General features: G+C 64.7%; 11 protein-coding genes. 4 read left to right on the forward strand and 7 right to left on the reverse strand.

The features are described 5' to 3' along the window. The 7 genes from P0D89_RS17940 to P0D89_RS17970 all read right to left on the reverse strand — a co-directional run bounded on the left by P0D89_RS17940 (position 1) and on the right by P0D89_RS17970 (position 7,362). Positions 1–1,047, reverse strand: coding sequence for a bifunctional UDP-4-keto-pentose/UDP-xylose synthase (locus tag P0D89_RS17940; RefSeq protein WP_408359412.1), 1,047 nt, complete (start codon positions 1,045–1,047; stop codon positions 1–3). Then, positions 1,044–1,979 (reverse strand): formyltransferase, encoded by a 936-nt coding sequence (locus P0D89_RS17945; protein ID WP_408359414.1) that lies wholly within the window; start codon positions 1,977–1,979, stop codon positions 1,044–1,046. The genes P0D89_RS17940 and P0D89_RS17945 overlap by 4 nt, the downstream gene beginning before the upstream one ends. Then, the gene (locus P0D89_RS17950) at positions 1,976–3,019 is read right to left on the reverse strand and encodes a glycosyltransferase (protein WP_408359416.1); all 1,044 of its coding nucleotides are present in this window, start codon (positions 3,017–3,019) and stop codon (positions 1,976–1,978) included. Before P0D89_RS17950 ends, P0D89_RS17945 begins: the two co-directional genes overlap by 4 nt. 6 nt (positions 3,020–3,025) lie before the next feature. Further along, positions 3,026–4,177: a DegT/DnrJ/EryC1/StrS family aminotransferase gene (locus tag P0D89_RS17955; RefSeq protein ID WP_408359418.1), complete on the reverse strand. Its 1,152-nt coding sequence runs from the start codon at positions 4,175–4,177 to the stop codon at positions 3,026–3,028. 253 nt (positions 4,178–4,430) lie between these two features. Beyond that, positions 4,431–4,802, reverse strand: coding sequence for an SMR family transporter (locus P0D89_RS17960; RefSeq protein WP_408359420.1), 372 nt, complete (start codon positions 4,800–4,802; stop codon positions 4,431–4,433). Positions 4,803–4,827: 25 nt separating this feature from the next. After that, entirely contained in the window at positions 4,828–6,549 is a 1,722-nt protein-coding gene (locus tag P0D89_RS17965) for a glycosyltransferase family 39 protein (protein WP_408359422.1), read from the reverse strand. Between the two features lie 438 nt (positions 6,550–6,987). Beyond that, a complete protein-coding gene (locus P0D89_RS17970) occupies positions 6,988–7,362 on the reverse strand; it encodes an Mth938-like domain-containing protein (protein WP_149673172.1) in 375 nt (124 codons plus the stop codon). Between the two features lie 616 nt (positions 7,363–7,978). Between P0D89_RS17970 and P0D89_RS17975 the strand changes: the two genes are divergently transcribed. The 4 genes from P0D89_RS17975 (at position 7,979) to P0D89_RS17990 (ending at position 13,716) form a co-directional block, all read left to right on the forward strand. Further along, positions 7,979–9,226, forward strand: a complete 1,248-nt coding sequence (locus tag P0D89_RS17975; RefSeq protein ID WP_408359425.1) for a pyridoxal phosphate-dependent aminotransferase — start codon at positions 7,979–7,981, stop codon at positions 9,224–9,226. A gap of 94 nt (positions 9,227–9,320) precedes the next feature. Further along, a complete protein-coding gene (locus P0D89_RS17980; protein ID WP_408359427.1) occupies positions 9,321–10,652 on the forward strand; it encodes a homoserine dehydrogenase in 1,332 nt (443 codons plus the stop codon). 8 nt (positions 10,653–10,660) lie between these two features. Then, positions 10,661–12,112 (forward strand): threonine synthase, encoded by a 1,452-nt coding sequence (gene thrC / locus P0D89_RS17985; RefSeq protein ID WP_408359429.1) that lies wholly within the window; start codon positions 10,661–10,663, stop codon positions 12,110–12,112. Between the two features lie 365 nt (positions 12,113–12,477). After that, the gene (locus P0D89_RS17990; protein WP_408359495.1) at positions 12,478–13,716 is read left to right on the forward strand and encodes a molybdopterin molybdotransferase MoeA; all 1,239 of its coding nucleotides are present in this window, start codon (positions 12,478–12,480) and stop codon (positions 13,714–13,716) included. The last annotated feature ends 8 nt before the right edge of the window (positions 13,717–13,724 follow it).

Below are 13,724 nucleotides of genomic sequence, written 5' to 3' on the forward strand. Positions count from 1 at the left end.
TTATTGCTGTTCGACGAGTGCGCGGGCGTCGCCGACATGGCCGCGATACGCTTCGAAAATCTTGCGCAGCGCTTCGTCGAAAGTCGACTTCGGCGCCCAGTTGAGTTCCTGCATCGTGTTGTCGATCTTCGGCACGCGGTTCTGCACGTCCTGGTAGCCCGCGCCGTAGTACGCGCCCGACGACGTTTCAACGAGCTGCACCTGCTTGGCCGTCGCCGCGTACTCCGGGAATTCGGCGGCGAGCTTCAACATCTTGTGCGCGAGTTCACGCACGGAGAAATTGTTGGTCGGGTTGCCGATGTTGTAGATCTTGCCCGTAGCGATGCCGTCCTTGTTCTCGATGATCTTCATCAGCGCGCCGATGCCGTCGTCGATATCCGTGAACGCGCGCTTTTGCGCGCCGCCGTCGACGAGGCTGATGTTCTCGCCGCGCACGATGTGGCCGAGGAACTGCGTGACCACGCGCGAGCTGCCTTCCTTCGGCGTGTAGATCGAGTCGAGGCCCGGGCCGATCCAGTTGAACGGACGGAACAGCGTGAAGTTGAGGCCCTCCATGCCGTAGCCCCAGATCACGCGGTCCATCAACTGCTTCGAGCACGCGTAGATCCAGCGCGGCTTGTTGATCGGGCCGTACGTCAGTTGCGATTCTTCCGGATCGAACTGCTCGTCCGTGCACATGCCGTAGACCTCGGACGTGGACGGAAACACCAGATGCTTGCCGTACTTGACGGCCGAACGCACGATCGGAAGGTTCGCTTCGAAGTCCAGTTCGAACACGCGCAGCGGCTGCTTCACGTATGTGGCGGGGGTGGCGATCGCGACCAGCGGCAGGATCACATCGCACTTCTTGATGTGATACTCGACCCACTCCTTGTTGATCGTGATGTCGCCTTCGAAGAAGTGCATCCGCTCATGATTGATGAGGTCGCCCAGACGTTCGGTCTGCATGTCCATCCCGAAGACTTCCCAGTCGGTCGTTTCGAGAATGCGTTTGGACAGGTGATGGCCGATGAAGCCGTTCACACCCAGAATCAGGACTTTTTTCATGAATGTCGGGGAGTTGGGATGAGCTGGGCGAATTCGGCCGGGGTGACGACAGTCTCGCTGCCGTCGTGCTGGTGCCGCAATTCGTGGATGGCGATGGCGCGGCCGTCGCCGCAGATCGCGAAAACGGCATTATCGCTTACGTGCAGGCCCGGCGGCAAATCCGAGCGTAGCGCGCCTGGCGCGGCCAGGCGTGCGCGGGCGACGATGAAACGGTGGCCGTCGAGGTCGGTGAAAGCGCCCGGGTAGGGCGGCGCAACCGCGCGGATCAGGTTGTAGACCTGCTGTGCGGGTTGCGTCCAGTCGATCCGGCCGTCTTCCGGTTTGCGCCCGCCGTAATAGCTGCCGTGCGCGAGGTCGTTCGGCAGATGCGGCGCTTCGCCCGCCAGCAACGCCGGCAGCACGCGCCACAGAGTTTGCTCGGCGGCGACCGTGACCTTGTCGAACACTTGCGCGGCGGTGTCGTCAGGCAGGATCGGCACCGGCGTTTGCGCGATGATCGCGCCCGCGTCGGGCTTGGCGGCCATCTCGTGCAGCGTCGCGCCGGTTTCGGTTTCGCCGTGGATCACCGCCCAGTTGGTCGGCACGCGGCCGCGGTATTTCGGCAGCAGCGAACCGTGCATGTTGTAAGCGCCCCGTGCGGCGAGCGCGAGCAGGTCGACCGGCAACATGTGGCGGTAGTAGAACGAGAAGATGAAGTCCGGCCGCGCGGCGCTGACCGCCGCGCGCAGTTCCGGACTCTTCGGATCGCCCGGCGTGACGACGGCAATGCCGTGTTCGGCGGCGACCGACGCCACGCTGCCGAACCAGATGTTTTCGCTCGGGTTGTCTTCGTGGGTGACCACCAGCGTCACGTCGACGCCGCGCGCGAGCAGCACCTGCAGGCAGCGCACGCCGACGTTGTGATACGCGAATACGACAGCGCGCGGTTTCATGGCGTCGGCCCCTGATTGGCCAGCGGCGCGGTTTGCACGGCCTGCACCACAGCCTGGCGGGGCGCTTCGGTGAAGGTCGTGCCGTCGCGCTGTTCGAGAATGGTCTGCACCAGATAGCGCGGCCGCGCGCGCACCTGTTGATAGATCCGCCCGATGTACTCGCCGAGCAGGCCGAGCGCGAAGATGATCACGCCGAGCAGGAAGAAGGTGATAGCAAACAGCGTGAACACACCTTGCACTTCCGCGCCGATGATGAAGCGGCGAATCAGCAGCAGTACGAACAGCGCCGCCGAGCCGAGCGACAGGATCACGCCGATGAACGACAGCCATTGCAGCGGCACCACCGAGAAGCCGGTGACGAGGTCGAAATTCAGGCGGATCAGCGAGTACAGCGAGTACTTCGATTCGCCGGCGAAACGCTCTTCGTGCGCGACTTCGATTTCGACCGGATTCTGCGCGAACGTGTAGGCTAGCGCCGGAATGAACGTGTTGATCTCGCCGCAGCGATTGATCGTGTCGATGATGTGCCGGCTGTACGCACGCAGCATGCAGCCCTGGTCGGTCATCTTGATGCGGGTGATGCGCTCGCGCAGCTGGTTCATCGCGCGCGACGCCTTGCGGCGCCACAGGCTGTCCTGGCGTTGCAGACGGATCGTGCCGACATAGTCGTAGCCTTCGCGCATCTTCGACACCAGCTTGCCGATTTCTTCGGGCGGATTCTGCAGGTCGGCGTCGAGCGTGATGACGATCTCGCCGCGCGATTGCTCGAAGCCCGCGAGAATCGCCATGTGCTGGCCGTAGTTGCCGTTCAGCAGGATCACGCGGGTCGTGTCGGGCCGCGCGCGGAACTGCTCGGCGAGCAGGGCGGCGGATTTGTCGCGGCTGCCGTCGTTGATGAAAATCACTTCATAACCGGTGCCGAGCGCGTCGAGCGCCGGATAAAGGCGCGCGAACAGCGCGGCCAGTCCGGCTTCCTCGTTGAACACCGGAATGATGATCGACACTTCCGGTGCGGCGGCGCGATGTTCCGAATAACTCATTTCCGCTTATTTTCCGTATTGTTCGCAAATTTCGTTGACCGCGCGGCACACGCGTTGCACGTCGCCTTCGTTCATCAGTGTGAACAGCGGCAGCGTGACGGTGCTCGCGCCGAAGCGCTCCGCATGCGGGAACATGCCTTCCTTGAAGCCGAGCGCGCGATACAGCGTGAACAGGTGGATCGCCGGGTAATGCATGCCCGAGCCGATGCCGCGCTCTTTCAACTGGCCCATGAAGCCGGCGCGGTCGAGCGAGAGTTTTTCGAGCGGCAGCGTGATCTGGAACATGTGCCAGTTGCTGTTCTCGAAGTCCGCAAACGGCAGGCCGACGCCCAGTTTCACCGCCGCGCCGCCTTCGAAGCCCGCGAAGTACGCGCGCACGAGCTTCCTGCGCTGCGCGAGGAAGCGCTCCAGATGCGGCAATTGGCCGAGGCCGACGCGTGCGGCGACGTCGGTCAGGTTGTACTTGCCGCCGAGCACGTCGCAGTCCATCCCGTCGAAGCCGGTGCGGGTGATGCCTTGCAGCCGGTACTTCTGGGCCAGCACGGCTTCTTCCTCGTTGTTCAGCACCAGGGCGCCGCCTTCGATCGAGGTCAGGTTCTTGTTCGCGTGGAAGCTGAACGACACGATGTCGCCCAGCTTGCCGATGCGCTCGCCGTGCCACGTCGAGCCGAACGCCTGCGCGGCGTCTTCGATCACGCGCAGCTTGTGCGCGCGGGCGATCGCGTAGAGCCGGTCCATGTCGACCGGCAGGCCGGACAGATACACCGGCAGGAGTGCCTTGGTGCGCGGTGTGATGGCTTTTTCGAGCAGGTCGAGGTCGATGTTGCGCGTGACCGGATCGATGTCGACAAACACCGGCGTCGCGCCGGTTTCGAGGATCACGTTGCTGGTCGAGACCCACGACGCGGGCGTCGTGATGACTTCGTCGCCCGCGCCCACGCCGGCGATGCGCAGCCCGATTTCCAGCGTCGCCGTGCCTGAGTTGAACGTGCGCACCGGACGGCCGCCACAGAACTCGGACAACGCCGCTTCGAACTTCTGGTTCTGCGGGCCGGTGGTGATCCAGCCGGAGCGCAGCACGTCGGCGACGCCCTGGATCGTTTCCTCATCGATCTCAGGTTTGACAAACGGCAAAAACGGGACTGTTGACTGGCTCATGAATGCTTGGCTCGATTGATAGGGGCGCAACCCGAAAGGGCGCGAAGTAAACCACAAACTACGCGCAAACCCAAGCCCGCGCTAAAAAGGAGCAACCGCACAGGATAGTACGGTCAACCTTATGTCATGCTTAGCCGGTTTGCTGGTTTTGCTTACGGCATCTTGTGCCGGCGCGCGCCGCGCCGGCCCGGTACGCACAATAAACGGCAATGAATCGTGTCCGGCGCTGCACTGCCGGGGACACCGCGTCTGGCTAGCTGCGCGCCAGCACCACCACGCCGATCAGGATGATGCCGATGCCGATCAGCTTCTGCAGCGACAGCACTTCGCCGAACAGATACCACGCCGCGAACGCGTTGACGACGTAGCCGAGCGACAGCATCGGATAGGCGATCGACACGTCCACCCGCGACAGCCCCACCACCCACACGACCACGCTGAGCACATAGCACGCGAGCCCGCCGATGATCGGCGGCTGGGTCGCGAGCCGCCAGCCGATGGGCAGGATGTTCGCACGGGTGAATTCGAAGTGTCCAACGGCATTGGTGCCGGCTTTGAGCAGCAACTGCGCGCCGGCGTTCAGCGTCACGCCGGCGAGGATGCAAAAGAGGGAAATCGGGTTCATCGAACGGTTGGATCCTGAGATGGGGTCATGGTTGCTGCTTTTCCACCGCGGCCGGCGCGTCGGACGTCGCGAGCGGCTTCATCACCACGACCCGGCGCGGGTCGCGCGCTATTACCTGCATCGGCAGGCCTTCCTTGACGAGCCGGTCGTAGGTCGGCGGCGGAATCAGCGCGAGCGCATAGCGGTCGGCCTTCCAGCGTTCGATCCATGCGTCGACGGAGGGCACCCATTTCTGCGGTTCGACGGACACGCCGAACGCCAGTTCGTCGGGATGCTCGACCATGATCATCGTGTGATCGACGTAGAACGGCAGCGTGTGGTCGAGCACGCCGACCGAGTAGAACGGCGTATCGGCCGGCAGCTTCGCGAGCTGGGCCTTGATCGCCGGGGCGAGGGGCGCGCCGGAGCTCAGGCGCCCGAACACGTCGTGACCCGTGCCGGCGATCGTGGCGAGCAGCAGCCACGCCGCGCCGAAGCAGGCGATCGCGCCAAGGCTGCCGCTCCGGCTGCGGCGGTTCAGCCACATCGCGGCGAGCGTCAGCAGGAACGCGACGCCGAGCGCGGCCAGCACCCACGTGCGGTACTCGGCATACAGCTCGGCGGGATTGCGCGCGCTGCCAAAGCGCGTCATGAAGAGCGCGGCGAACGCGGCGACGACCAGAAACAGCGCGTAGCCGGTCAGATGCCGACGCAACTGGTCGCGCGTGACGAGCGGCAGGTACATGCCGATCAGCAGCGCGATCGGCGGGGCGATCGGCAGCGTGTAGGACAGCAGTTTCGAGTGCGACGCGCTGAAGAACAGGAAGATGAAGACGGTCCACACCAGCATCAGCGTCACCGGCGCGAAGCCGTTCGGCTGGCGCGGCAGTCGCCACGCGTGCCGCACGCTTTGCAGCGTCACGGAGAGCCACGGCAGGAAGCCCACCAGCAGCACCGGCACGAAGTAATAGAACGGCCCGGGGCGATTCTGCTCGGCCGTCAGATAGCGCTTGAACTGTTGGACGATGAAGAAGAAGTTCAGGAATTCCGGATTGCGCTGCTGCACCAGCACGAACCACGGCGTGACGATCGCGAAGAACACGATCAGGCCGCCGATCAGGTGCAGGCGCTTCCACAGCGCCCAGTCGCGTGCGACCACCGTATAGAGCACCAGCACGGCACCCGGCAGGATCACGCCGACCAGTCCCTTGGACAACACCGCCAGCCCCATCGACGCCCAGCACACCCACATCCAGCCGCGCACGCACGAGGTCGGCAGGTTGGGGCGCTGCGCGAGCAGCAGCGCGCACAGCGTGAGCGCCATCCAGAACGACAGGCCCATGTCGAGCGTGTTGAAGTGGCCCATCAGGTTCCAGTATGGCGAGCACGCCAGCACGATCGCGGCGAACACGCCGGTCGCGGCATTGAACACGCGCGCGCCGGTGAAGCCAATCAGCAGCACGCCGGCGAAGCCCGTCAGCGCGGTGTACAGGCGCGCCTGCCATTCGCCGATGCCGAACCACGCGAACGTCAGCGCGTTCGCCCAGGTTTGCAGCGGCGGCTTCTCGAAATATTTGTAGCCGTTGTAGCGCGGCGTGATCCAGTCGCCGGTGACAAACATCTCGCGCGCCATTTCGGCGTAGCGGCCTTCGTCGCTCGGCAGCAGGTGGCGCCAGCCGAGCGGCACGAACCAGATCACGGCGAGGGCCAGCACCAGCAGCAGAATCGTGGTGCGATTGAGCGGTAGCCTCGACGGCGTATCGTTCATGGATTTCAACCTGTTGGGCGACGCCGCATGGGCGGCGAAGCGGTGTTGTCTGGAAATGGCGACCGGCTATCCGCGGGGCGGCCATTTGCGGGTTCTGCGGGCGCAGCTTCGGCGCCGAGCGAGCCGCGGGCGGCTTCGGCGGCCGGTCGCTAGTGCGTCGGTTGCCTGATGCCAGGCGGCGTAACGAGACCTGGGCGATTGACGCTCAGACTGGTGACGCACGCCCTGGCCGGGCTCGTCAGTACCGCACCGATGGCGCGCAGTGTACGTTATCAACCGTGACGCGGCCAGGGTGCGCGGGGCGACGCGGCGCCATGAGCGTCCGTTCGCACGTTCGCAAGGCGGCGCGGCAGCGTGCTGCCGCTGCGAAGCCGTTCCTGCCCGGGCGGCGCCACGGCCATACCGCAGCCGCACTCGCACGTCACGACGCCTGGGCCACTACGCTTCGATCAGCAATGCGGCCGCAACCTTGCGGCCTTCGGCCATCAGAATGTTGTAGGTGCGGCAGGCGGCCTTGAAATCCATCGTTTCGACGCCGATGCGCTTCGCGGTGAGCGCGGCAGTCAGGCGCGGATGCGGAAAGCGCAGCCGCTCGCCGCTGCCGAACACGACGACTTCGGGCGCGGCCTCGATCAGCATTGCAAAGTGCTCGGCGCTCAACTGGTCGAACGACGAGACGGGCCAGGGGATGACCGGTGCGTCCGGCAGCACGAGAATGCTGCCTGCATGACGCACCAGATTGATTTCGACATAGTCGGCGCCGTAGCCGGTCACGGTGTTGAGGGCGCCGCTGGAATCCTGATGTAATTTCAAATTGGTTTTCCGAAGTCGTCGTGAGACATCATGCGTGCGGACGGCCTGATCGGGCGGAGCGAAGCAGGGCGGTTCGACGCGAGTGGGCACGAAGGGGCCGAAAAGGCTTGCCGATGCGGTTGGTGCATTGCGGAAGTCGGCCAAAATCCGCTAAATTATAACTTTTTAGCCGCCTTGCGGCGCCCCTCGCTCATGTGCTGCCACAAGCCGTGCTGTGCGCAGCGGCGCGGCCCATCGGCTACCTGCCCTGGTTTTGCCCGCTTTCGTCGGATTTTTGCCGGGTTTTCGCTCGTGTTGGTCCGTTTTGACTGCTTGATCCTGCTTTATCCCGCTTCGCTGCTGCTCCGGCGCAATCCGCCGCAAGCGCTCATGGCGGGCGCGGCGGGCGAAGCAACGGGACGCGCAAGCGGCACTCGAGCAACACGAAAGCAAGCGGCACGAAAGCGTGCCCTGAAAGGCGCGCCAGCTGCGAACTGCAGCGGCGGTTCGACAGGGCGGTCCGATTTGCGTCTGGCGGCCGTCGCCGGCCCTGCGCACCCGAATTCCCCATATCGGCGAACTGGCCGGCCTGGCGTTTTAGCCAGTGCCGGTTCGCCCAAGCCATCAACAGGATGAAGTGCCCGCCGTGAAACCGATTCTCAAATCCAACAAGTTGCTGAATGTCTGCTATGACATTCGCGGGCCGGTCCTCGAACATGCGAAGCGGCTCGAAGAAGAGGGCCACCGCATCATCAAGCTGAACATCGGCAATCTCGCGCCGTTCGGCTTCGAAGCGCCCGACGAAATCATTCAGGACATGATCCTGAACCTGCCGGGCTCGTCCGGCTACTCCGATTCGAAGGGCGTGTTCGCTGCGCGCAAGGCGATCATGCATTACACGCAGCAAAAGGGTGTGCACGGCGTCGAGTTGGACGACATCTACATCGGCAACGGCGCGTCGGAGCTGATCGTGATGGCGTTGCAGGGGCTGCTGAACGACGGCGACGAAGTGCTGCTGCCGGCGCCCGACTATCCGCTGTGGACCGCCGGCGTGAGCCTCGCGGGCGGCACGCCGGTGCACTACATCTGCGACGAGTCGAACCGCTGGATGCCGGACCTGGACGACATCCGCGCGAAAATCACGCCGAACACGCGCGCGCTCGCGGTGATCAACCCGAACAATCCGACCGGCGCGCTGTACTCGGACGAACTGTTGCTCGGCCTGATCGAAATCGCGCGCCAGCACGGCCTGGTGATTTTCGCCGACGAGGTCTACGACAAGATCGTGTACGACGGCAAGAGCCATACGTCGATGGCGGCGCTTTCCGAAGACGTGCTCACAGTCACGTTCAACAGCCTGTCGAAGAGCTACCGCTCGTGCGGCTATCGCGCCGGCTGGATGTTCATCTCGGGCCTGACCGGCGAGAATCGCCGCAACGGCCGCGACTATTTCGAGGGGCTCGGCATCCTCGCGTCGATGCGGCTGTGCCCGAACGTGCCCGGCCAGTACGCGATCCAGACCGCGCTCGGCGGCTATCAGAGCATCAACGACCTGATCGTGCCGACCGGGCGCCTGTACAAACAGCGCGAACTCGCGTATGACATGCTGACGGCCATCCCCGGCGTGAGCTGCGTGAAGCCGGAAGCGGCGCTGTACATGTTCCCGCGCCTCGATCCGAAGGTGTATCCGATCCAGAACGACCAGCAGTTCATCCTCGACCTGCTGCTCGAAGAGCGTGTGCTGCTCGTGCAGGGCACCGGTTTCAACTGGAAGACGCCGGATCACTTTCGCGTCGTGTTCCTGCCGAACGTCGACGACCTCGCGGATTCGATCAACCGGATCGCGCGCTTCCTCGACGGCTACCGCAAACGTCATACGGCCTAGCGCACGAGGTGGCGCGCGGCGCGGCAGACCGCACTGGGCGCGCCACACCCGACACCCGTTTCCTTTCAATCATCTACTCGAAAACACACGCTGCATGGAACCGATCAAAGTTGGACTGCTGGGCTTCGGCACGGTAGGCAGCGGCACCTTCACGGTACTGCGCCGCAATCAGGAAGAAATCAAACGCCGCGCGGGCCGCGGCATCGAGATTGCGCGCATCGCCGTGCGCAATCCCGCGAAGGCGACCGCGGCGCTCGGCAGCGAAGCCGGCACGGTCGCGCTGACCGATGACTTCAACGCGGTGGTCGACGACCCGTCGATCGATATCGTGGCCGAAATGATCGGCGGCACCGGTGTGGCGCGCGATCTCGTGCTGCGCGCGATCAGGAACGGCAAGCATGTGGTCACCGCCAACAAGGCGCTGCTCGCGGTGCACGGCACCGAGATCTTCGAAGCGGCACGCGCCAATGGCGTGATGGTGTCGTTCGAGGCGGCGGTGGCGGGCGGCATTCCGATCATCAAGGCGCTGCGCGAAGGGCTGACGGCCAATCGCATCCAGTACATCGCGGGCATCATCAACGGCACCACGAACTACATCCTGTCGGAGATGCGCGACCGCGGGCTCGATTTCGCGACCGCGCTGAAAGCCGCGCAGGAGCTGGGTTACGCGGAAGCCGATCCGACCTTCGACATCGAAGGCGTGGACGCCGCGCACAAGGCGACCATCATGAGTGCGATCGCGTTTGGCGTGCCGGTGCAGTTCGACCGCGCGTATGTCGAAGGCATCAGCAAGCTCGCGGCGATCGACATCAAATACGCCGAGGAACTCGGCTACCGCATCAAGCTGCTCGGCATCGCGCGCCGTACCGACAAGGGCATCGAATTGCGCGTGCACCCCACGCTGATTCCGGAAAAGCGCCTGCTGGCGAACGTGGAAGGCGCGATGAACGCGGTGGTCGTGCATGGCGACGCGGTCGGCACCACGCTGTACTACGGCAAGGGCGCGGGCGCGGAGCCGACGGCATCGGCGGTAGTGGCCGATCTGGTCGACGTGACGCGCCTGCACACGGCCGACCCCGAGCATCGCGTGCCGCATCTGGCGTTCCAGCCGGACAGCCTGTCGAACACGCCGATCCTGCCGATCGACGAAGTGACGAGCGGCTACTACCTGCGTCTGCGGGTGGCGGACGTGACCGGTGTGCTGGCTGACATCACGCGCATTCTGGCGGACACCGGCATCTCGATCGACGCGCTCTTGCAGAAGGAATCGGAGCAGGTCGACGCGAACGGCAAGGGCGAAACCGACATCATCCTGATCACGCATGAGACGGTCGAAAAGCACGTCAACGCCGCGATCAAAACGATCGAAGCGCTGAAGACCGTTGTCTCGCAAGTCACGAAGCTGCGCATGGAAGCGCTGAACTAGGCCGAACTATGAACTACCTCTCCACGCGCGGCGCCGGAGCCGGCGAGCGCCACACCTTTTCGGACATCCTGCTGGGCGGTCTCGCGAAAGACGGCGGCCTGTACCTGCCCGCCGAATACCCGCGTGTCACGGCCGACGAACTGACGCGCTGGCGCACGCTGCCCTACGCGGACCTCGCCTTCGAGATCCTGTCGAAATTCAGCGACGACATTCCCGCCGAAGACCTGCGCGCACTCACGCGCAAAACCTACACGGCCGCGACGTACTGCAACGTGCGCGACGACGAAAGCGCCGCGCAGATCACGCCGCTGAAAACGCTGGGCGTCGAAAACGGCGCGCCGCTTTCGCTGCTGGAACTGTCGAACGGGCCGACGCTCGCGTTCAAGGACATGGCGATGCAGTTGATCGGCAATCTGTTCGAGTACGCGCTGGCCAAAAACGGCGAGACCCTGAACATTCTCGGCGCGACCTCGGGCGACACCGGCAGCGCCGCCGAATACGCGATGCGCGGCAAGAAGGGCATTAGCGTATTCATGCTGTCGCCGCACAAGAAGATGAGCGCGTTCCAGACCGCGCAGATGTACAGCCTGCAGGACCCGAACATCTTCAACGTCGCGGTTGAAGGCGTGTTCGACGACGCTCAGGACATCGTCAAGGCGGTGTCGAACGATCACGCGTTCAAGGCGAAGTACAAGATCGGCACGGTCAATTCGATCAACTGGGCACGCGTCGTCGCGCAGGTCGTGTACTACTTCAAGGGCTACTTCGCGGCGACGAAGTCGAACGACGAGCGCGTGTCGTTCACGGTGCCGTCGGGCAATTTCGGCAACGTCTGCGCGGGTCACATCGCGCGGATGATGGGGCTGCCGATCGAGAAGCTGGTCGTCGCGACGAACGAAAACGACGTGCTCGACGAGTTCTTCCGGACCGGCATCTACCGCGTGCGCAAGGCGGCCGAGACGTACCACACGAGCAGCCCGAGCATGGACATTTCGAAGGCGTCGAACTTCGAGCGCTTCGTGTTCGATCTGCTAGGCCGCGATCCGGCGCGGGTGCTGCAACTGTTCCGCGATGTCGAGGAAAAGGGTGGTTTCGACCTTGCGGCGAGCGGCGACTTTGCGCGCGTGAAGGAGTTCGGTTTCGTTTCGGGCAGCAGCAGCCATGACAGCCGGGTGGAGACGATCCGCGACGTGTTCGAGCGTTACGACGCGATGATCGACACGCACACGGCCGACGGCCTGAAGGTAGCGCGCGAACATCTGCAGCCGGGCATTCCGATGATCGTGCTGGAGACCGCGCAGCCGATCAAGTTCGGCGAGACGATTCGCGAAGCGCTGTTGCGCGAACCGGAGCGGCCGGCGGCGTTTTCCGGGCTGGAGTCGTTGCCGCAGCGCTTCGAAGTGCTGCCGGCGGATGCGCAGCGCGTGAAGGACTTTATCGTGGCGAACACGGGCGAGTGAGGGCTTGTTTTGCGCTGTGTGAGCCGGCTGGCTCACACAGCGCGGCGAGGGCGTGCCCGAGCGGCTGGACGCGGGTTGATGGGCTTCCAGGCGCGGCGATAGGAGTCGGGCCGGGCCGACAGGCGTTCAGCCGCATTTAGACGGGCCAATAGGCCCGCGGCAAAAGAGCGCTTGCCGCGCAGTTCGCTGAGCGCGCTAAAAAGCAACCTGCCGCCCTCACACAAAGCAGAACCCGCAAAACCCGCAAACCCGCAAAACTCTCCCATCACGCCGGGCCGCCCAGGCCGACGGCATCGACCGCTACAATGTTCTTTTAATCCGCGGCTTCGAAACCAGAGATGTCCACACCAACGCCCCGCGCTCCCATGCTCGCCACTGCCGAAGCGTTGGCGACCCTGCTTGGCGCCGCGAGTCCGATCGCCGGCACAGAATCCATTCCCACGCTGGACGCGCTGAATCGCGTGCTGTCGGCTGACGTCACGTCACCGCTCGACGTCCCGCCGATGAACACCAGCGCAATGGACGGTTACGCGATCCGCACCGCGGACCTGGCGCGCGCGGGCGGCAATCGCTTGCCGGTGTCGCAACGCATTCCGGCCGGCCACGCGCCCACGCCGCTGACGCCCGGCACCGCGGCGCGCATCTTCACCGGCGCAACGGTGCCGTCCGGCGCCGACGCGATCGTGATGCAGGAGCAAACCGAAGCCGCCGGCGCCGAAGTCACGATCCTCCACACCCCGCAAGCCGGTGAATGGATCACGGTGCAAGGCGCGGACATCCGCAGCGGCTCGATTATCCTGCCGGCGGGCACGCGGCTCACGCCGCAGGCGCTGGGGCTTGCCGCGTCGGTCGGCTGCGCGGAGCTTCCGGTGCGCCGCCGCGTCAAGGTGGCGGTGTTCTTCACCGGCGACGAGCTGACGATGCCGGGCGAGCCGCTGAAACCGGGCGCGATTTACAACTCGAACCGCTTCACGCTGCGCGGGCTGCTGGAAAAGCTCGGCTGCGAAGTGACCGACTACGGCATCGTGGCCGACAAGCTCGACGCGACCCGCGCGACGCTGCGTGAAGCCGCCGACGGGCACGATCTGATCCTGACTTGCGGCGGCGTATCGGTCGGCGAGGAAGATCACGTGAAGCCCGCCGTTGAGGCGGAAGGGCGTTTGTCGATGTGGCAGATCGCGATGAAGCCGGGCAAGCCGCTCGCCTTCGGCGCGGTGCGCCGCGCCGCCGCGCGCGCAAGTGCAGACGCATCGGCATCGGCCGAAACGTTCTTCATCGGCCTGCCCGGCAACCCGGTTTCCAGCTTCGCCACCTTCGTGCTGTTCGTGCGTCCGTTCGTGCTGAGTCTCGCCGGTGCGCGAACGGTCGCGCCGCGCACGCTGTCGCTGCGCGCGGACTTCACCCAGAGCAAGGCCGACCGCCGCAACGAATTTCTGCGCGCGCGGCTCAACGAGGCTGGCGGCCTCGATCTGTTCCCGAATCAGAGTTCCGCCGTGCTGACCTCGACGGTCTGGGGCGACGGCCTGATCGACAATCCGCCGAACCACGCGATCCGCGCGGGCGAGACCGTGCGCTTCATTCCCTTTTCCGAATTGCTGAACTGAGGCCGGCC

It is taken from the genome of Paraburkholderia sp. RL18-085-BIA-A (assembly GCF_046027075.1).
Taxonomy (GTDB): Bacteria; Pseudomonadota; Gammaproteobacteria; order Burkholderiales; family Burkholderiaceae; genus Paraburkholderia.

Coding starts and splice junctions, on each gene's coding strand:
- P0D89_RS17965 (WP_408359422.1), bottom strand. CDS start 6,549: ATGAACGATACGCCGTCGAGGCTACCGCTCAATCGCACCACGATTCTG.
- P0D89_RS17945 (WP_408359414.1), bottom strand. CDS start 1,979: ATGAAACCGCGCGCTGTCGTATTCGCGTATCACAACGTCGGCGTGCGC.
- P0D89_RS17960 (WP_408359420.1), bottom strand. CDS start 4,802: ATGAACCCGATTTCCCTCTTTTGCATCCTCGCCGGCGTGACGCTGAAC.
- P0D89_RS17980 (WP_408359427.1), top strand. CDS start 9,321: ATGGAACCGATCAAAGTTGGACTGCTGGGCTTCGGCACGGTAGGCAGC.
- P0D89_RS17940 (WP_408359412.1), bottom strand. CDS start 1,047: ATGAAAAAAGTCCTGATTCTGGGTGTGAACGGCTTCATCGGCCATCAC.
- P0D89_RS17950 (WP_408359416.1), bottom strand. CDS start 3,019: ATGAGTTATTCGGAACATCGCGCCGCCGCACCGGAAGTGTCGATCATC.
- P0D89_RS17990 (WP_408359495.1), top strand. CDS start 12,478: ATGCTCGCCACTGCCGAAGCGTTGGCGACCCTGCTTGGCGCCGCGAGT.
- thrC (WP_408359429.1), top strand. CDS start 10,661: ATGAACTACCTCTCCACGCGCGGCGCCGGAGCCGGCGAGCGCCACACC.
- P0D89_RS17955 (WP_408359418.1), bottom strand. CDS start 4,177: ATGAGCCAGTCAACAGTCCCGTTTTTGCCGTTTGTCAAACCTGAGATC.